The sequence below is a fragment of the Streptococcus downii genome (assembly GCF_004353325.1).
Lineage (GTDB): Bacteria > Bacillota > Bacilli > Lactobacillales > Streptococcaceae > Streptococcus > Streptococcus downii.
Genome location: NZ_MZNX01000009.1, coordinates 652,983 through 673,556, shown reverse-complemented (window position 1 = coordinate 673,556; position 20,574 = coordinate 652,983). Strand labels below are relative to the sequence as shown.

General features: G+C 41.3%; 15 protein-coding genes and 1 pseudogene. 1 reads left to right on the top strand and 15 read right to left on the bottom strand.

Annotated elements, in window-relative coordinates; translation table 11 throughout:
* Positions 1-71 precede the first annotated feature (71 nt).
* The 4 genes from essC to E2R31_RS09655 are packed head-to-tail and all read right to left on the bottom strand — an operon-like array spanning position 72 to position 6,430.
* Positions 72-4,520, bottom strand: a complete 4,449-nt coding sequence (gene essC, locus E2R31_RS09670; RefSeq protein ID WP_132974216.1) for a type VII secretion protein EssC — start codon at positions 4,518-4,520, stop codon at positions 72-74.
* A complete protein-coding gene (gene essB / locus E2R31_RS09665) occupies positions 4,510-5,700 on the bottom strand; it encodes a type VII secretion protein EssB (protein ID WP_084948604.1) in 1,191 nt (396 codons plus the stop codon). The genes essC and essB overlap by 11 nt, the downstream gene beginning before the upstream one ends.
* Positions 5,697-5,945 carry an EsaB/YukD family protein gene (locus E2R31_RS09660; protein WP_084948606.1) on the bottom strand — a complete coding sequence of 83 codons (249 nt, stop codon included), beginning with the start codon at positions 5,943-5,945 and terminating at the stop codon, positions 5,697-5,699. Before E2R31_RS09660 ends, essB begins: the two co-directional genes overlap by 4 nt.
* Positions 5,945-6,430: a type VII secretion EssA family protein gene (locus tag E2R31_RS09655; RefSeq protein ID WP_084948607.1), complete on the bottom strand. Its 486-nt coding sequence runs from the start codon at positions 6,428-6,430 to the stop codon at positions 5,945-5,947. Before E2R31_RS09655 ends, E2R31_RS09660 begins: the two co-directional genes overlap by 1 nt.
* Before the next feature lie 230 nt (positions 6,431-6,660).
* On the opposite strand from E2R31_RS09655, the pseudogene E2R31_RS10175 reads away from it, so the two are divergent.
* Positions 6,661-7,916 (top strand): annotated as a pseudogene (locus tag E2R31_RS10175) (ISL3 family transposase).
* A 34-nt stretch (positions 7,917-7,950) separates the two neighbouring features.
* On the opposite strand, the gene esaA reads toward E2R31_RS10175, so the two are convergent.
* The 11 genes from esaA to prfA form a co-directional block, all read right to left on the bottom strand.
* The gene (gene esaA, locus E2R31_RS09645; RefSeq protein WP_132974214.1) at positions 7,951-11,409 is read right to left on the bottom strand and encodes a type VII secretion protein EsaA; all 3,459 of its coding nucleotides are present in this window, start codon (positions 11,407-11,409) and stop codon (positions 7,951-7,953) included.
* Between the two features lie 65 nt (positions 11,410-11,474).
* Positions 11,475-11,768 carry a WXG100 family type VII secretion target gene (locus E2R31_RS09640; protein WP_084948610.1) on the bottom strand — a complete coding sequence of 98 codons (294 nt, stop codon included), beginning with the start codon at positions 11,766-11,768 and terminating at the stop codon, positions 11,475-11,477.
* 472 nt (positions 11,769-12,240) lie between these two features.
* Positions 12,241-13,599 (bottom strand): 23S rRNA (uracil(1939)-C(5))-methyltransferase RlmD, encoded by a 1,359-nt coding sequence (gene rlmD / locus E2R31_RS09635; RefSeq protein WP_132974212.1) that lies wholly within the window; start codon positions 13,597-13,599, stop codon positions 12,241-12,243.
* A gap of 73 nt (positions 13,600-13,672) precedes the next feature.
* On the bottom strand, positions 13,673-14,647 hold the full coding sequence (locus tag E2R31_RS09630; protein ID WP_132974210.1) for a DUF1002 domain-containing protein: 975 nt from the start codon (positions 14,645-14,647) through the stop codon (positions 13,673-13,675).
* 86 nt (positions 14,648-14,733) lie between these two features.
* Complete coding sequence (locus tag E2R31_RS09625; protein ID WP_084948615.1) at positions 14,734-15,336, bottom strand: lysozyme family protein; 603 nt, start codon at positions 15,334-15,336, stop codon at positions 14,734-14,736.
* The gene (locus E2R31_RS09620) at positions 15,336-16,310 is read right to left on the bottom strand and encodes a nucleoid-associated protein (protein WP_165941815.1); all 975 of its coding nucleotides are present in this window, start codon (positions 16,308-16,310) and stop codon (positions 15,336-15,338) included. The genes E2R31_RS09625 and E2R31_RS09620 overlap by 1 nt, the downstream gene beginning before the upstream one ends.
* 7 nt (positions 16,311-16,317) lie before the next feature.
* A complete protein-coding gene (gene glyA, locus E2R31_RS09615) occupies positions 16,318-17,574 on the bottom strand; it encodes a serine hydroxymethyltransferase (protein ID WP_084948618.1) in 1,257 nt (418 codons plus the stop codon).
* Between the two features lie 58 nt (positions 17,575-17,632).
* The gene (locus tag E2R31_RS09610; protein WP_132974206.1) at positions 17,633-18,064 is read right to left on the bottom strand and encodes a GNAT family N-acetyltransferase; all 432 of its coding nucleotides are present in this window, start codon (positions 18,062-18,064) and stop codon (positions 17,633-17,635) included.
* A gap of 1 nt (position 18,065) precedes the next feature.
* Complete coding sequence (locus E2R31_RS09605; RefSeq protein ID WP_162284883.1) at positions 18,066-18,668, bottom strand: L-threonylcarbamoyladenylate synthase; 603 nt, start codon at positions 18,666-18,668, stop codon at positions 18,066-18,068.
* Positions 18,652-19,488 (bottom strand): peptide chain release factor N(5)-glutamine methyltransferase, encoded by an 837-nt coding sequence (gene prmC, locus E2R31_RS09600; protein WP_132974204.1) that lies wholly within the window; start codon positions 19,486-19,488, stop codon positions 18,652-18,654. Before prmC ends, E2R31_RS09605 begins: the two co-directional genes overlap by 17 nt.
* Positions 19,488-20,567: a peptide chain release factor 1 gene (gene prfA, locus E2R31_RS09595; RefSeq protein ID WP_001028815.1), complete on the bottom strand. Its 1,080-nt coding sequence runs from the start codon at positions 20,565-20,567 to the stop codon at positions 19,488-19,490. The genes prmC and prfA overlap by 1 nt, the downstream gene beginning before the upstream one ends.
* Positions 20,568-20,574: the final 7 nt, after the last annotated feature.

The following is a 20,574-nucleotide window of genomic DNA, read 5'->3' as shown; positions in this document are numbered from 1 at the left end:
AAAATTCTGATGTTTTACCATAAGGATTGGGAAAGTACCCTAAAAATAAAAGCAAGCCAAATGACTCGCTTTTACTCACTGATAAGTTTGATACGATAACCATCCCGGCTAGTGAAGTAGTTGTACTCATCCACTCCAACAACCGATTCTGTGAAGCTACTCTTAATGGATACAACATTCTGGTCTTGGAAACGAATACCAATACAGCCTGCAGGCACATTAACCTTCAGAATCTTATCCACTTCCATATAGCCATTAACGATCTGACGAAGCTCACCCATAAAGATGAAGTGGAGCCCAACGGTCCCTCCTTTGTGTAGGAGAGCCTTAAAGGCATCCTCTGTCATCTTAAGATTCATAAGCTTGCTGAGGGCTTGTGCTTCTGGAATCAAGATGTAGATAGGATAATCCAAATCAGCTGGCGTGCGCGCATCCACTTCAGACTGCATATCCATAAAGAAACCAGGGATTTCCTCGCCCACAAATACTTGGTCGAACAGCCCTTCCGACTGATGGTAGTTTCCTGTTGGATCCACCAAGAACTTTTTAATGTGACTAGGCACTTTTTCTAAGCCTGTCAGAAGCGCTGCTTCGCCATATTCTAGCTGCTGCATAGTATCATAGAGAAGCTCAAAGTAGCCGTCTCGTTTTGGCACAAAGCCAACCGGGTGTGTACTTTCTTTGTCAAAACCAATTGGCAACTCGCCTCTTTGCCACATATCCTGAACTTCCTCGTGATCTTCAAAGAAACTCGTAGAAATCTTACTTGGCAACATAGGTACTGCTTCTGGACGTAAGCCTTGCCAGTCCTGATTCATCGATTGGATTTCTGCTGTTAAGTGAGAAAGACGGTCGATATCGTCTTTTCCTTCTATCGGCAGATAGACTTGTAACTCTAGAACTTCTTCCTGTTTCACCTGAGCACGGCCGACAATTTCCTGGCCTGGCAGGGCATCACGTCCCATAACCGTCCGAAGCGCTCCTTCTTCTACTAAGTAAAAGCTCAAAGCATTGGGAATCGTCGAGCTCATCCGTAAACGCAAGCTACTAGCGCTGAGTACGGTTATCAGAGTATAAATACCCAGACTAGCTCCCTCACGTAGGAGCTGGTTGACAGCTGACTCGATGATCTCCTCTAATGGGCTTTCCCGTACTGAGTCATAGCCATCAAAGAAGTTGAGAAGAACAGGGAGAGCTTGACCTGTCTTTTGCTCATACTGTGACAGACTAGACACGCCAGCCTCTGTAAAGAGGGCTTTTCGCTCTTTCATAAGACTATCCAGACGTTTCAGATACTTGAGGAGCTTTTCTTCCTCATCTAGTCGAACCAGATCCGCCACATGTGGCAACTCTCTAATTGGTAAGAGACCATTCGTCCCAAAATCAAAAAGGTTAAACTGAACTTGCTCAGGCGTATTTCTACGAGCCAGATTCATGAGGATAGTTTGAAGAGCTGTTGATTTTCCAAGGCCTGGGGACCCATATAAGACGGTATTGCCCAACTCCTCAATATCAAAGTGGTAGACCTCCTGCTTTTGAGCACTTGGCAGATCCAGCATGCCTAGTGGAATGGAGAGTTGACGTGGTGTTGTCCACTCTGCCTGACGGTCAATTGCCGCTCCTACTAGCTCCTCTCCAAGAGGTGGTAACCATGGCTTTTCAGGGAGGATGACTTGCAGACGCTCCGTTTCCCTATTGATATAATCAATCACAGCTTCAAGCTCTGTCTCCCGCTCTTGTGTCTCTTCAACCGAGTAATCCCCGTCATTTCCGTCAATCAAGAGTTCGCTCTGCCCTAGTTGATTCACTAACCAAATCCGTTCATCTACTTGATTACCTTCATCACTATAAGGCTGATAATCCGCTCCACTCCATGCTGACTGGAAGAGTTCATAGATTTCATTGTTTCCGACCTGAAGATAAGCACGACCAGGCTGAGTGATACTAGCCGCATCTGGCGTTTTGATAATCTCATTTGAGTCTGAAGGATCGGCAACCTTGAGCGCCAGCTTAAAGCGAGAATTAGACCAGATCTGCTCATCCACCACTCCAGATGGCTTTTGAGTCGCAAGGATCAGGTGAACCCCTAGGGAACGTCCGATACGTGCCGTGGAGACGAGTTCTGCCATAAACTCTGGTTCATTTTGCTTCAACTCCGCAAACTCATCTGAGATCAGGAAAAGATGAGGTAAAGGCTCTGTCGGATAGGTCTTTTTCTCCTCTGGATCGCTAAGTGCCTTTCCTTTTTTATAGAGCTTGGTGTAGCCATTGATATGGTTGACACCGAATTTCCCAAAGAGACGCTGACGCTTTTGAAGTTCCGCACGAATACTCTTCAGCGCACGAGCCGTCCCAGCTCCATCCAAGTTGGTAATAGCACCCATCAAGTGAGGCAGCTTGGCAAAGAGATTGGCCATTCCTCCCCCTTTGAAGTCAATCGGAAGAAATCCAACATCTTCTGGCGCAAAGTTAACAGCTAGAGACAGAATATAGCTCTGCACAATCTCAGACTTACCAGAGCCGGTAGTCCCTGCAACTAGTCCGTGTGGACCATGGGCACGCTCATGAAGGTTGAGCAGCACAATATCATCCTTCCCTCGAACACCTAGAGGTACAGCGAGAGACTTAGATGCATCCGCCGCCTGCCAGCGTTTCTCCACATCCAATTCCTCAACCTGCTTAACACCGTAGAGTTCCATAAAGGAAATCGTATCTGGAATCGAGTTTTTCTCCACTTCGATATGATTGAGATTGGCCAAACGGTAAATCGCTTCTTCAAGTTTTCCATTTTGAGGCAGACGATTAGGCTTAAAGTCTTGGTTGACATAGATATGATGATTATTGACGAGCTTGGCTGTTTCTCCATTTTGATAATCAACCACTGCCGTCACCGTCTCAGGCAACATATTAAGGCTTTCCTTACCCCAGATAACCGTCACCCCATATTGGGTCATATCCTCTGCCAGAAATTCATTGAGCCCATGTCCTGACAGCCATGACTCATCCAAAATCGTCAAGACATAGTGCGGCGAGAAGATTTGCTCCTGCTTTTGTTCCCGAACGACCTGACGACGCTTGACTAACATCTGGTAAAAAGAGGTCAAGATCATGTCCCTAGTCTGGTCATCATGAATAAGTCCCCGTAGATTGAGACTCCGCATTTGCGCATGAGGCAACCAGCGCCATTCTCGCCAGTGATTCTCGTATTCCTCTTGGGAGACCAAGGTCACAAACTCTACATCATGATAGGAATGAAGCGCCGCAATCTGAAACAATAGCGTTTGAACTGCTACTCGTAAGACAGGAGCTACTCCCGCTAATCCCAAAGCCTGATCACGTAGAGAGAGGACAATAGGCGCATCCTCTAATTTTATATGAGGTTGTACCAGTTTTTTCTCGACAAAGCGGCTCCAGTCTTCCTTGCGATTGGTTGGTTGAAAACGTAAGGAATAACTAGAATCAATCGTTCCAGTTCCCAAATGAACCTTTAGAAAGTCATCATTTGTCACCATCTTCTCATAAATCCGTGGGTTGTAACTTTCTACTAAATCCACTAATTCATCAACCGATGGAAAATTATATGTCAAGGCTTTCTTTTGTTCCGTCTTTAGACGACTCAATTGGCTTCCTGTCTCTAAGAGATACTCTTGATAATCATCGTTTCTTTTCTGATTCTTCTCTTTGACTTCCTTTTTATTGGTAAAATAGCTCGATACTGAAAATCCAGCTGTCAAGAGACTGGCACTGGCCATTCCCATCATAAGCAAGGCATTTCCCTGCATAAAGACACTAGAGGCTCCGCTAATCACCACCATTCCAACAGGCGGTACGATCGCACGCCATAGCTCACCACGTCTAAGTTTTTCTTCTGGTGCTGGTGAATTGATTTCCACCTTATCCTCAGGCTCTTTTAGATAAATGCGTGGACTTCTACGATAATTAGGAAACTCATGTGGAAACTCAGCTTTATAAGGTTCTTCAAACAAATGATCAGATTGGATAGTGTGCTGTCTGCTCAAGGGCAGGAAATGGATCTGATGTTCTCGAAATGAGAAAAGAAAGCAGTCCACCACCAAAACATCCCCTACCTGAATAGAGGCATCAACTTCCTCTAGAATTTGTCCATTTAGATAAACCTTAGCTCCATTAGATGATCCAGAGAGATGATAGGTATTCTCCTTAACCTTCAGGTAAAGGAGAGCTTGACTTTCAAGGCAAACATCTGCTTTCTTCTCCTTAGAAAAGAGTAAGTCCTGCTTAGGATAGGTAAAGGAATGGATCTGAATCTGTTCATGTGGAATGGCTACCAGACTTTCCTCCTCCTGACCAGCCCAAGGGATTCCGTCCTTTTCAAGACCACTTTCAGTAATTGAGATATGACTTTCTCCAATATTGATTGAGGAGGCCCTTTCGGTCAACTCTTTGTACTCAAAGCATTCTTTAAACGAAAACACATGCCAAAGAACCTCTTCATCTGACAGCTTTTGACTCCAAGTCGCTTGTTTGCCCTTAGTTGCCATTTTTAGTCTCCTTTGATGTACTATTTGCCTTTGAACTTCCGTTTAATTGTTCCTGTAACTTATCAATTTCTTTTTGATACTTTTCAAGGAGTTCTCGCTTTTTCGCTCCGCTCATCGTACTGTCTGTATTGACCTGATCATAGAGCTTTGTATAAGCATGAAGAATATACTGAATGTCCCCAATATTTTGAGCAATATCAAGTGCTTTTTCAAGTTCTCCACGGCCGATATAGATCCAATAAGAAAGAGTATTCTCACTAGATTTCTGTGACAAGTTTCTAGATACAGCTTCCTTTTGTTCTTGAGTCAGATTGTCTAACTCTAACGAGCTAGCCGCAAGTGTATACTGGACTCCCTTCGGAAGACTATTTGGAGCTTCTGACTTAAGACCTTCTACCACTGCCGTATAATCCTTAGCAATGTAACTCGTCTCAGCCTGAATGATTTTATCCTGCTTAGGCACCACATAAAAAGCATAAATACCTGTTGCAATCCCCATCGCAACTGTTACAATTGCGAGTCCTAAAGAACCCCATTTAAACAATTGATAGTTCCTTTTCGAGACAAACAGTTTTTCCTTTTGACGCTTCTCTTCTTGGATACGAGCCTGCTCACTAATGAGATGGTCTACTTCATCAAAAGTCTCCGCTTTAAAAAGAGTTTCCGCAAAAGCATTTTTTACCGTCGTAAGACTATCAATTAACTCTTCAAAGTTGAGCTTAGGTTGTAAAATGAACACAGCTAAAGCCTTATATTGCTTTAACAAGTCCTCTTTCATGAGCGAAAAAGGAACCACACTATCTGTCATCCCTCTATGTCCTAAAAGGACACTTTCCCCGCTCACAAACAGATTATCTGGGTGAATAAAGGGTTTCATAGGCTGATCGACAGTTTCTTTTAAGAATTGTAACTTTTGAAAAAGATGAAGGCGTTCTAAGATTTCTTTATTTTCAACAGCTTCTCGAATCGACTGATAACCTGCTGGAATTTGGTAAGAAAGACGAACGACCTCTTCTGCCTCTTCTTTCACTGCTCCTTGAGCTAAATGTGCCGTGCTTTCTAAAAAGAATCGATACTGCTTCATCCGATTCAGTTGAAATTGATTAGCGGATAACTTAATCTCTAGTTCACCAGCCTCTTTCGACCACTTGGATTGGATACTTGTCTCTTGTACTTTCATTTCTTTCTCCCTACAATTTCTAATTGATCTCCGTTTCCTAAAGGAAAGTCCGCTATCTGGTCATCATCATAAAAGGCAATTGATTTATTAGTCACTTGAAGATCAAAGTGACTTGGTAGCTCTTGGTTCATCATTGAAAATGACTCACATATCAGCTCTTTTACTCTCTTGAATGAAACCTGCGTTGGAAGTTTCAAATCATATATTTGGTCTCTCCATTTTATACCAACCGTAATTGTCTTCATCACACACTCTCCTTCTTAAAACGAAGCACTTTTGAGTACTTCCTACCTAGCCAAACACCTAGATAGGTCACTCCAAGTAGACCTATTCCAAATCCTAAAATAGATAGCCAAGTAGGTAGCGAAGTGTTAGAGGTGCTCTCTCCAGTCAAAATTGCTTCATCTGCTCTATAATCTGCTTGAAACAAGCCACGCGTCACCTTATCCTGACTCTGAAAACTATTAGTATCTTTAGTCCCGGTAAAAAGAGAGGACTGCGCTTGATGAACATTCTCTTGCTGTGCTTTTTGTAGCTGTTTTTCTTTCTTCACACTATCTTCTAAAAATAATTCAGGAATATTCTTAGACTTAGTAGTCTGAGGACTGTTCCCTTGATCATGGATGGTTTGATTATTAATTTCAAGACTTCCATCATCTGCTCGGACATCACCTGAGTTAAGAAAAAGACACAACAATAATAGACTAAAAATGACTTGAACCTTCTTCATAAATCTCCTTCCCCACTTGGTAAAGATAACTTTATTATACTACAAATCACACCATCTCACAAGAAAACAAAAAGGATCCTTACGGATCCTTACCTTGATTATTTCTGGCTCTATAATTTCTGTAGTGGGTAAAACCACTGTAGGAATTATGGAGTCTATTTTGTTGTAGAAAAAAAGCCCTATAAGACCTATAATGAAAAAGTGACCAACCCCTCATTAGAAAGAATCTTATGGAACAATTAAATTTTATCACAAACATACTTGAAATTAAAGACAAAAATATTATTATCTTAGATTATCTTGACGCTGGAACGCATAAAGAAGTCATTGCTAAGCTCGATTATCCTGCCTCTAAATGTCACAACTGTCAAGGACAAATGGCTAAATATGACTTTCAAAAAATCCAAAATCCCCTACCTCGAATGCGCTTGCTACAAGACTCTCATTCGATTGAAAAAACGCCGTTTCCGCTGTAAAAACTGTGGAAAAATAGCCGTCGCAGAGACTTCCTTAGTCAAGAAGAATCACTAGATCGCAACCATCGTCAAACAGAAAATCACTCAAAAATTGATTGAGAAAGTCCCTATGACAGCTATCTCCGAAAGTTTATCTGTCTCCACTTCTACAGTCATTCGTCAGTTACATAAATTCAAATTTAAGACTGATCTTAACCACCTTCCAGAACACATGAGTTGGGATGAATATAGCTTCAAGAAAGGAAAGATGAGCTTTATTGCACAGGACTACGATACAAGAAAGATCCTAGCTATCTTAGATGGACGGACTCAAGCAACTATTCGCAATCATTTCCTTCGGTATTCTAGACAGGTAAGAAGTCGCGTGAAAGTCATTACCATGGACATGTTTAGTCCCTACTACGATATTGCTAGAAAATTTTTTCCAAATGCTAAAATCGTTCTCGATCGTTTTCATATTATCCAGCATCTCAGCCGAGCAATGAATCGCGTACGCATCCAAATTATGAATCAGTTTGATAGAAGATCGCACGAATATAAAGCACTGAAACGTTACTGGAAACTCATTCAACAGGATAACTATACGCTGAGCAGTAAACGATTTTATCGTCCAACATTTCAGTCGCATTTAACCAATAAAGAGATTCTCAAAAACTTCTCTCTTACTCTCAAGATCTTAGAGATCACTATGAACTCTATCAGCTTTTACTCTTTCATTTTCAAGAGAAGCACGCTGATTATTTCTTTGAATTAATCAAGGAAACTATTTCTTCTGTCAATCCAATCTTCCAGACCATTTTTAGGACCTTTTTGAGAGATCAGGATAAGATCATTAATGCACTTGTACTTCCCTACTCAAAAGCAAAACTTGAAACCACAAATATCCTCATCAAAGTCATTAAGCGAAATGCTTTTGGCTTCCGGAACTTTGAAAATTTTAAAACGAGAATCCTCATCGCTCTTTGAATATCAAAAAGGAGAGAACCAATTTGGTCCTCTCCAGGCTGTAACTTTTTATCAACCCACTACAGTTGACAAAGAGCCTTATTTCTTTCTTGTAAAGAGATTGAGACTAACTCCGATGCCTACAAATAATAAGAGTAGAAGAATCGTTACAATGCTTAAGTTACCACCGACCAAGAGATAACTAAAGCCGTTTTCAATATTTTGTAACGGAGACAGTCGATATAAGAAATTAAGGAAACTTCCTGATTGAGTTGCCACTCCCAAAATAGGAGTTAGTAGGAGATAAAAACCTAAGAGGGATGCAGATACAATATAAGTCGGATACGGAGCTTTCTTCAAGCTGTAAGATAGCACTAAAATCAAGCTTGCCATTAACATAAAGCTATAAATGAACCATAAGAATCCATTAGCTGCTGTTGCTACTCCTATTGTAACTCCTGAAAACAAAATCGAACCAACAGTAGCTGTTATGATTGTCGGTAAGAAACTTTGAAGCTTCAAGTCCCACTTTTTCGTTGTCAAAAGATCAGTTTCTTCCCTTTCCTGTCTATCTTTAACAAAGCGTCCGATCGTCATAGCTATCACAAAAGAAATAACCGATAACAACAAGGTCATATAATAGGGGATGATGGAAATGTGACTAGCTGCCTGTGTCTTACCTTCTGTGACTTTTGTAGTAATTGGATCGGATAAGAAATTGAACACTTGCTTGTTATCAGCACCTCCACTTTTCGCATTGGCAAGCACCTTTCCAAACTGTTCTGCATAAGAGGTATTTTTCTCAACTGTACCACTTGTTTCCTTCACACTCTGATTCAAACTGGAAAGGACACCATCTGCGGACTTTTGAATCGATTCTGTTGTCTCGTTTAACTGTTGGATTTGTGGTGAGATATCTCGTACCTGAGCAGCTCCATCAGCTGTAGCTTGTGCAGTTTTTTTAGAACTATCTCGTAAGCTATCGTATTGAGACAAAAGTGACTTCACTTCTTCTTCCAGCTTAGAGGTATTCATCTTCTCTGGTTGTGGATTTTGATCATTGACAACTGATTCATAAGCAAGTTTCTCAGAATCTTTCCACTGATTATGAGCCTCATCTAAGACCTTCTGCATCTCCCCATACCAGGTATTTAAGGCAGAAGCTTGCTTAACAAGCAAATCTGAGTCTGGGAGAGACTGATACACTTGACGAAGGGTGCCTTCTTTAGGATTTTCTTTTTCACCTAGAATATCTGTTACATCCTTTAATTGCTGATCTACCTGTTTGTATAAATTATCTCCTGTAAGCCGATACTTAGTAACTAAAACATCCGATATTTCTGAAGCCCGTTCGTCGTCAGTTAGATTATTGTAGAGACTATATACAGAATCTGGACTAGCCTTTTGTACGAGAGTACCACTTGATAGCGTGCTTGCAAATTGATTGATATCTAAACTTGCCCCTGGTGATGCAAATAGAGTAACGATTTGTTGGGCAGTAAGGTCTAGGTTTTGGAAGTTTTTCAGAATCGCAGGTAAATCCTCAGCCAAAGTGTCATACTTACCATTAAAGACAGATAACTGAGCACTAGCTTGAACTGAACTTCCATCTGTCCAACTATAACCTACTTGGTTATAGGAATTCTTTTTCACATCATCAGATAAATTCCACTTTATCTGACCACTAATCGTGACACTCACCTTTTTAGGAAGTGTCGCATAGCTTGGTTGACTGACTTTTGGTGAAGTAGTTGGCGTTGCTGTCGTACTTTCACTTGTAGAAGTGGAATTTGTAGATGTTGCTGCATCACTTGCATCCGCATTTGAAGTACTTGATCCCCCTGAGTCCGAAGAGGCGACAGGAGTAGTTGACGCCGTTCTTTCATTAATAAATGTGACTTGAATTGTATTTCCTGATACTGCAGCTGTCACATGATAGCCTGTATCTTTTAACTGTTGACGGATAGAGGCTTCAATTGAATCTTTCGTCACACCTTCCAGTTCAAGATTCCCCATATTTGCATCATCGATGTTCAATTGGACTGTCTGACTACCAGTTGACGGATCAAATTCTAGAGTTTGGTGAATGGGATAGGTCACTGGACTAGTAACAGTAGCCGCTGAGGACAGATACTTAAAGGTTGTATTTTGTCCTAAAGAGCCACCCAACTCGCTACTGTAGTTAGACACAATTTTCAGTGCATTACGATAAGTTGTAGCCTCATCTGATGAGATCAATTTATCTTGCTCTAATTTAGCAATGAGAGCACTCAAATCTCCAGATGAAATCATCGGTAGGCGACTAGCAATTGCCTCAATATACTGCTTAGGAAGTTTGCTTCGGTTTTCTGGCTTCGTCATTAAGTTCAAAATAGCCGAGCGAATATCTTTATCAGTAGCTGTCTGATCACTTAAATCCTTAGAGCCATAATAAGTCTCTGCAATGGTCTCCCTGAGTGCTCTAAGCTCCGCTACTTCTTTTTCTAAAGAAGTGATTTGTGCCTCTAAGTTCCCCTTGACCTTACTTTGTGCAGTTTTATACTCCCCCGCCTTAGCTTTGAAATCTGCCATAAAGGAACCGGTTGCCGTATCGGAAAACTGCAATTCTTTTAATTTAGCATTCCCAACAGTGTAAAGGGCATTATACAAGTCAGAATAATGCTTCTGATCATCTGTCCATTGTTTTTCCAAGGCAGCCTTATCTTTTTCAGATTGCTCCTTATATTGGTTGGTTGACTTTTCAAGACGAGTATTAGCTTCTTTTGAAAACTCATTCACAGAGTTTGTTGTAGATTCAAGGGCTTTCCCAGAAGCATCTAAAGAGTTGTTATTCGCTTCCATGCTGCTTGCGACTGATTTAACAAAAGCTTCTTGTTGGGTCTTAAAGAGTTCATTATCCGTCTTCAGACTATTTGCAATGGATTGAGTACTTCTAAATGAATCTGGTAGGGTCGAAAATGGAGCTTGAATATTTGAAATGATGAACGTATTTTGAGATAACTCTGTAGTTGCCATCTGATTCACATTCGTCTGTGCATCTGAAAGATTTCGAATGATGCTCGAAAAATACATCCGAACCACCCGTTGATTAAATCCTTGTAAGACTGTATTAACTTGACTGTGGACAGCCTGATTAGCTTGTTCGTTTTGCCCTTCGCGAATCTGGTAAGAAACAGTGGCTTTTTCTGGAGAAACACTCTCTAAGCTCAACAATTTCTCAGAAAAGTCTGACGGAAGAGTAATAACTGCATCAAACTGACCTGACTTCAATCCTGCTTCAGCCACGCTACGATTGGTTGTCTCCCAGTTATTCTCTGTATCCTGATTAATTAAAGTGACAAAATCCGAGCCTAAATTATAATCAGTATTTTCAAACCTTGCACCTTTATCTTCATTCACAAGCGCATATTGAACCTTAGCAGTTTGCTTGATCTCACTTGAATAGTGAAGGCTCTGATCCTTTAATGCGAAATAAACAAGAGAACCTGATAACAGGGATACGCATGCTACTGCAGTTAAAATTTTTAAGTATCGTTTTTCTTTATGAGGACTATTCATTATTACCTTTTCCACTTATAACTAGCAAAAAACGACGCCCCTTTCGAAGCGCCGTTCACCGATGATTAATTCAAACCAAATGAAGTTGCATCCTGACGGTCACGCTCAGCAACAGTATCGGCGTATTGATTCAATTGTGCATGGATACTTTCAAGAAGTTGTTCCATTTGAGTTACGCTTACTGATAATTGTTGGAATTGTTCCAAGTAAGATTGGAAAGCCGCACCTTGCCATTGTCCTTGGAGACGACCATTTGCGCCTGAAACTTTGTTAATGGCATCTTTCAATTGTTCAGAAGCATTGGTATAAGTTTGTGCTTCAGACTTTAACTGTTCTGGGGTCAACGAAATTGCTGGCATATCATTATTCTCCTTTTTTGACTTGGTCATCTTCCCGATAACCTTATAGTCAATATTGTATCACAAACTCGTCAGATTGCAAGTGTTTTTTAGAATTTTGATTCAACTTTATAAATCGATTGAAAACTTCCCACTATTTGATGTGTTCAATCAAGCATGTCACATCTTTCAATATAAAAATACTAGGTTATAATGCATTTCATTGTAGACTATTGTATCAATTACTGAACTCCTACTTCCATCGACCATCTTGGTGATATCAGAAAATCAAAAAAAGGGGGTGCAAAACAATTCCCACAGACACCCTACCTGTTGGAACATTTTGCACCCCCTTTGCGTATGTGGGAATAAATTTCATACTTTACCACTATCAATCCTGCTACATCACTTCAGGCTGTTAGATTTATACTTCACTCAAAAATTCAAAAAAGACCGAATATCAAGCCTTTTGTAACCCCTGAAACGGTGGGCTTTATCCCTTTCTCTCCAGCAGTCCTACAACCTCGATATGATGCGTCTGCGGAAAAAGATCCACTGGTTGTACTTTCTGCAACTCGTATCCCAATTCTTGGTAAAGTTTGATATCACGCGCCATGGTTGCGACATTGCAGGAGATATAGGAAATGCGGTCTGCTCCTGTTTGGCTGCTTGCCTTGATAAAGCTTTCTGTGAGGCCTTTTCTTGGTGGGTCTACTAGGATAAGACTTGGTTGAATACCTTCCTTGAGCCAATTCTTCATAGAATTTTCAGCTGTGTCACATACATAGTGGGCGTTGGCAATCCCGTTGATTGCCGCATTCTTTTTGCTATTCTCAACTGCTTCTGGAATCACTTCAACACCATAAACTTCCTTGACATGCTTAGCAACGGATAAACCAATGGTTCCAATTCCTGAGTAGGCATCAATGACCACATCATCTTCTTTTAATTCAGCAAAGTCAATGGCTGTTTGATAGAGTTTCTCAGCCATCTCTGTATTGACCTGATAGAAGGCTGGTCCAGAGATTTGGAAATCATTTCCCAACATTTGGTCGGTAATGTAATCTTGACCATAAAGCGTACGCCAGTCCTTGCCGAAAATAGCATTGGTATTCTGGTCGTTGATATTTTGCATGACAGAGACAATCTCTGGGAACTGCTTGATTAGTTGTTCAATCAATTGCTCCACTCGGAAAATTTTCGGACGAGTTGTCACCAAAATGACCATGATTTGTCCTGAGTAATGACCACGACGCACAACGAGATTGCGAATCAAGCCAGACTGTTCCTTTTCATCATAAGGCTTCAAATCATAACGACGGAGTAAGTCACGTAGGGCTACTACAACTTGGTCGATTACTGGATCCTGAATAAAGAAGTCTTCCAGAGGCATGAGATCATGGGAATTCTTACGGAAAAAGCCAGTTTCCAAGACACCATTCACTCGACGAACGGGAACTTGCGCCTTGTTTCGATACTTGACTGGATTTTCCATACCCAGCGTTTCAGCGACCTCTACATCTCTAATACCAGCAATTTTGTAGAGACTGTCTTTGACTTGCTTGGTTTTAAACTTGAGCTGCTCTGGGTAGGCAAGATGCCCCAAGTCAGCAATTCCTGAACGCAGATAAGCTAGGTCAAGGTCTTGGTTACGATGAGGTGATTGAACAAGGTATTCTTCAACTTTCCCAAAGCCAATCTTTTTAGTGACTTTAAGGACACGCATGAGGATTTTCTCAGTTGGAAGAGCATTTTCTACAAAGAAAACCAAACCATCTACCTTGGCAACACCAGCACCTTCATGGGTCAAATCAACAATTTCAACTTCTACAATATCATTTTTCTTTAACATATTTTTCACTTTCTATCGGCCGACAAAAAAGACGGCAACATTTCTGTTACCATCTATTATATCATGAAATGACCTAAGCACCAAAACTCTTGAAGAAGTTGACAATGGCTTGCCAAAGAGAGCTAAAGAAGTTGCCCCCCTCTTCTAGCGCTTTATTGGCATCAAAGTTGAGGTTGATATTTTTAAAACTATCTCCAGCTTGTGAAACGATGCTTTGTTTGAGATCATTTAGGGTTTTGGTGAAATCAGCATTGTTCAAAATGTCACTCTTTGAGAGATTGAGCGCAAAATTGATGATGATATTGACCTGGTTTCCTGTTATAACCTGATCAAGTTTGTAGTTTTTTAGTGTGTCTTCTACAATTTTGCGAACATCTTCCTCTGTCAGATTGCCTTTGGCTTCTTTTGCTTTTGCGATTCCTGCCTTGATATCTGCCAAAGCAACATTGAGTTTATTGGCATCGTAACCTGACTTGTCCTTGTTTTCAGCATTGATATCTGATAAGGCTTTTAGCTCCTCTTGGGCCAAGTCTTTATTGGCTTGCGGTACTTTAGCACCATTGGCCTCTAACGAGTAGTAAATCCCTGCCAGGGCACTTTCACCTGTAACTGGAATAGGAGCTGCAACTGTGATTTTAGCATGCTCTACTCCCAAGGTCACCGCTGCATTACGATACATATCCTGCGTCACCTTGGTGATATTTTCAGGCGTTTCAATCTTGATCTCTAGAGGCGACTTATCACCCAGTTTTTGAATCTTGGCTGACGAATAGAGCTGGAGACTAGCATCATTAGCCACATTCATAATGTTCGAATAGATATCAGGTGTCATAGTTTTGATATCTTTGGTGTCTTTTGATGCATCATAGCCCAGTTTGCTAAGAGTTTGGTTTTTCTGGTCTTCAGATAGAGAAGAACCTAGGACATATTCTGGTTGTACATAGGTTTCATCGATTACTTTTTGAACATCGGTTGCTGCGTGGACGCTCGCCATAGCTGTTGCAGCCCACAATACTGCAGCACTTGTTAGAAAGAATTTCTTTCTCATGGGATATTCCCTCCTTTACCTTTCTAGGTTAATAAAACAATCTTAAAGAAAACTTATAGCGAAAAACACCTGGCAAAACCAGATGTTTAGAAGAAATTAAAGAATTTCATGATATAGAGATTAAAGCGAACCTGTCTCGAGTAGTAATAATTTCCACCATTCTCATAGAGTTCGGCTCCGTGAAAGATAGAAATCGGGTTGATATAGGTGTAGGTCTTCCCTGTAATATTGCCTAGGATTGGAGCGACCGTTTCTCGGGAGTAACGCTTGGCTAGTGCCAGAGTATTTTCCTTGCCATTCTGAGCGATAAAGTCGATATAGGCAGGTCCAAAATTATAGGCTTGCACGGCTGTCCAGACATCAACACCCTTTTCCTGAGCTAGATAGAGATTATCAGTCAATGTCTGAATTCCCTGACGAATGCTCGTCACATTGTCATTGATAGTATTTGTGGTACCGCTAGCAGACTCGCTAGACTGCATGACATCGCCTTCTTTTCCCTTTGTTTCGGTATAAATCATGGCGAGCACAAGCTCTTCATTGGCTGGAGTATCTCTTTCATTGAGGATTTCTCGAACCATGGGTTGGTAGGTCATGACTTGCTTCACATCTTGATGGATATGATAGACTTTATAGACAGCGAAAAGGAAGACTGCTAGCACTAGCACTCTTCGTAGTAATTTAAACATTATTTACTTTGAATATCCTCGATATTTTTGATTAAGATAGAATAGGTTCCATTGTCATTTTGGATAAACTCGACAGATTCTGCGTCTTGATAGACGTTATTGGGAACGATGAGCTCGATTCCGTTTGACAAGGAGAGTTTTTGATTTTCAAATTTCTTGAGCTGACGACTGGCATCAATTTCATCAAACTGGACTGGTTCTGGTACGGCTTCCTTAACTTGATCAATAAAGCTCAAACGAGCTGTCAGATTGTTGTCAAAAAGGTCATTAGCCAATTTTTCAGGTGACAGTTCATTGCTTTCTTCAAGATTGTTGAAAATCGCTGATTTGATCTTGGATTGAAATTGAAAATCATCTGTGTTAAAAGATTCAGCAATTCTCTGGGCCGTTTTCTCCAGTTCCTTGATGGATTTCTTTGGTGAAATCTTAGGGGCAACAGCTAGGAGATTATCTGAAAAATAATTCAAGAAAGTCCCATTGTACTTGATACGTTTTTCGATGAGATGGTACTTGCGACTTTGAAGATTGACCACCAAGGCCTCATCAGCCCCTGTTCCAAATCCAGGCAGGTTATTCTGAGTCAGCTTGATTGGATTATCAACTTCCCCACCGAGGTGAGTCAAGGTTTCCCGCAAGGCAATTCGCAAGAAAGCGAAATGCTCTACACCTTCTTTAGAAAATTGCACAAAAATCAAGTCATTGGTCTTGAGATTTTCAGAAATGCTAAACTCTTCTTTCCAGAGATTAGCCAGGGTTACTGATGTCTCCAACAAATCATCTGTGATGTGATTGAAGAAGGGATTTTCTTCTTCGAAAATCCCAGTCTTGGCTTCATCTGAATACACGCGTTCGATTTTTTTACGTAGGTATTCCTCGATTTTTGGAGTGATATTGAGAAACTTATCCGCTAGAAACAACTCAGTATCATCTGGGCTGAACTGATGGATAATAGCTTTCTTAATATAAATGTCCATAAAAGTATTAGTCCTCGTATAGTGGGAAGGCATCTGTCAACGCTTTAACTTCACTTCTCACTTCTTCTAAGACAGCTTCATTTTCTGCATTTTTAAGGGTTTTGATAATGAGTTCAGCCACTTTACGGCTTTCTTTTTCACCAAATCCACGCGCAGTGATGGCTGCAGATCCAATACGAATACCACTTGTCTTGAATGGTGACAAGGTTTCGTAAGGGATTGAGTTTTTATTTAGGGTAATATTAACCTCATCCAGCAAGTTTTGAGCAACTTTTCCGTTCTCTACAACCTTAGTTACATCCACTAGGAAGAGGTGGTTTTCAGTTCCACCGGAGATGATACGGAAATCAGAGTCTTGCAAGAAGACTTCAACCATAGCCTTGCTGTTTTTGATGACATTAGAAGCATATTCCTTAAAGGCTGGATCCAAAACTTCTTTGAAGGAAACTGCCTTAGCCGCCACAATATGCTCTAAAGGACCACCCTGAATACCAGGGAAAATAGCTGAGTTGATTTTCTTAGCTAGGTCCTCATCATTTGTCAAAATCAAACCACCACGAGGTCCACGAAGGGTTTTGTGGGTCGTTGTTGTAGTGATATGAGCGTATGGCACTGGGCTTGGGTGAAGACCGGCTGCCACCAAACCAGCGATATGGGCCATATCGACCATGAGCTTAGCCCCAACAGCATCTGCGATTTCACGGAATTTTGAGAAGTCGATAATTTGAGAATAGGCTGAAGCACCAGCTACAATTAGTTTTGGTTTGACTTCTTGGGCTTGTTTCAAGATAGCATCAAAGTCCAAGAGTTCTGTTTCAGGATCCACACTGTAAGAAACAAAGTTGTAGGTTTGACCTGAGAAACTAACAGGAGCTCCGTGAGTCAAGTGTCCACCTGCTGCCAAATCCATCCCCATAACGGTATCACCTGGCTCAATCAAGGCCATGTAAGCAGCACAGTTGGCTTGGCTTCCTGAGTGAGGTTGGACATTGGCGAATTTAGCACCAAAAATTTCTTTTGCACGTTCAATCGCTAGAGTTTCTACCACGTCTACTACATCAGTTCCACCATAATAACGGCGTCCTGGGTAACCCTCGGCATATTTGTTTGTCAAGATAGACCCTTGAGCTGCCATAACAGCCTTGGAAACCACGTTTTCCGAAGCAATCAACTCAATGTTGTTTTGTTGGCGTTCTTCTTCTTTGGCAATAGCATTCCAGAGATCAGCATCGTATGCTTTAAAATCGTCTTTATCAAAAATCATAGGTCTTCTCCTTTATAGTGTGACTGGTCCTTTAGTTTATTTTTCAATAAGAAAAAAACTAAAAGATGCGAATAAACCGTTTCTGCATTTTATCACAAGTATAACCAACTTTTTCATAAAATGCATGAGCACCCAGACGATGATCAGCAGAGTTTAAGCGGATAAACTCATAGCCCCGTCTTTTTGCTTCTTGATCCAACCCTTGCAGTAAGCTTTTACCGATACCTTGCCCTTGTGCTTGAGGCGAAACCGCTAAGCCTAAGATATTAAAGCCTGCTTTGGAATAGAGAGATTCATAAACTTCAGCATGGACATATCCAAGTAGGACATGGCTGACCTCATCCTCATAGCCAAGTAGGAAATGATGAGAATCCTGAGACAGTCTAGCTAGTTGACTAGCTGTGTCCTCTGGACTAAAAGTATAGCCCAAAGTCTCTTGATTGATGTCACATATAGCTTTTACATCTGTTTCTTGCAAATCTCTTAGCATCTCATTCCTCCTCAAAAGAAATCTCTGGCAACTGAGCAAGAATATCTTCACGCTTGATCGCCCCTTGGCGTAAGATTTTCACCTTATCTCCAGACAAATCCAAAATCGTCGAATCCTGTCCAGTTAAAGAAACATCGTCCTCCAGACCCAGAACCTCTTGGTCAAAATCCTCTAGAATTTGAGCAAAGGTCACTCCACTTGCCTGACCTGAAATATTGGCAGACGGCCCAATCAAGGGACCTGTCTCTCGAATCAAATCAAGTGTAATGGGGTGACTCGGCATCCGAAATCCTACCGTTACAAGACCAGAATTGACCCAATAGGGAACTCTGTCATTGGATTCGAGGATAATGGTCAAGGGCCCTGGTAAAAAGGCCTCTACAAGTTTTTCTAGATAAGTTGGCTGATTCTTTGAAAAGTGCAAGATGTCCTCTAGAGAAGAGACATTAAGATTGAGCGCCTTATCTCTAGGACGACGTTTGAGTTGGTAAACATGGTCAACAGCTTTTTCGTCTAAGGCCTTAGCAAAAAGACCGTAAACCGTCTCTGTAGGCAGAACGACAGCTCCACCATTTTCTAACTCTTGTCTAATCCTGTCCATCATCAACCACAACCATCCTATCTTGACCAAATTGGTCCTTGAGTGTTCGTACTCGTTTTTCAGGAAGATATTTCCTAAAAAGCGCAGGAACACTTTGACCTTGCTTGTATCCAATTTCAAGGTAAATCTTACCACCATCTGTGAGATAGTCTTTTGCATCTTCCGCAATTCTGCGATAAATAGCTAGGCCATCCTCATCTGCAAAGAGAGCTAGATGAGGCTCCGAATGTAAAACATTCAAACCGACCTCCGACTCATCTTCACGAGAGATATAGGGTGGATTGGATACAATTATATCATATTTTTCAGAAATTTCTGCAAAACAATCAGATTTTTTAAAAAATATCTGGAGATTCTGAACTTTAGCGTTTTCAGTTGCCAAATCTAGTGCATCTTGTGAAATATCCACTGCCGTTACAGACCAATCTGGACGATTTTTTGCTAAAGCAAGGGCTATGGCACCACTTCCAGCCCCGATATCTAGGACATTGAGATTTTCCTCAGGATTTTCTGTGAGGATGAGTTCCACCAACTCTTCTGTTTCTGGACGAGGAATCAAAACCCGCTCATCTACTTTTAACTGCATTCCAAAGAAATATGCGTGACCAATGATATACTGAGCTGGTTTGTGGGCCGTTAACTGCTGGTAAATTTCCTCTACAAATTGTTTTTCTTCCTCTGTTACTTCTTGCTGGAGGGCAAAGACGAAATCCGTAAAAGAGAGTTTTTTCAGGCTACGATAGACAAAAGAGAGGCTTTCTGCTTCCTCTCCTTGTCTTATCAATTCTTCTTCAAAATCTGAAAATAATTGAGCTAGTTTCATTATTTGTTTAATTCTTCTAATTTCTGTGTTTGATCGTAAAGGACCAAAGCGTCTACAACTTCATCCAATTTACCAGACAAGATGGTATCTAGTTTTTGAAGGGTCAAGCCAATACGGTGGTCTGTAACACGGTTTTGTGGGAAATTGTAAGTACGGATCCGTTCTGAACGGTCACCAGTACCGATAGTAGACTTACGTTCAGCGTCTTGTTCATCCTGGGCAATTTGTGCAAAGTGGTCAGCCACACGCGCACGGATGATTTTCATAGCCTTCTCACGGTTCTTCTGCTGGGTACGTTCTTCCTGCATCTCAACCTTGATATTGGTCGGCAAGTGAACAATACGAACGGCAGTCGCAACCTTGTTGACGTTCTGACCACCAGCACCAGATGCGTGGTAGATGTCAACACGAAGGTCTTTTGGATCAATATCGTACTCTACTTCTTCTACTTCTGGCATGACAAGAACTGTCGCTGTTGAGGTGTGGACACGGCCTTGGCTCTCTGTCACAGGGACACGTTGCACACGATGGGCACCAGACTCATACTTGAGTTTAGAGTATACAGACTGACCAGAAACCATAGCAACGACTTCTTTGAAACCACCGACACCATTCATAGAAGCTTCCATGACTTCAAAGCGCCAGCCTTGGGCTTCAGCATACTTTTGGTACATAGTTAGCAAATCTCCAGCGAAGAGCGCCGCTTCGTCTCCACCAGCTGCTCCACGGATTTCAAGGATGATGTTCTTGTCATCGTTTGGATCCTTTGGAAGGAGCAAGATTTTCAGTTTTTCTTCGTATTCTTCTTTTTCAGCCTTGGCATCTTTGAGCTCTTGCTTGGCCATTTCCTCCAAGTCCGCGTCTCCACCAGATTCCTTAATCATCTCTTCGGCATCAACGATGTTTTGAAGGACTTGCTTGTATTCACGGTAGGCAGTTACCGTATCACGAGTAGAAGCTTCTTCTTTCGAAAGCTCCATGAAACGCTTGGTATCTGAGACGACATCTGGGTCACTCAGCAATTCTCCTAGTTCTTCATAACGGTCTTCTACAGCTTGTAGTTGATCATAGATGTTCATTTTTTCT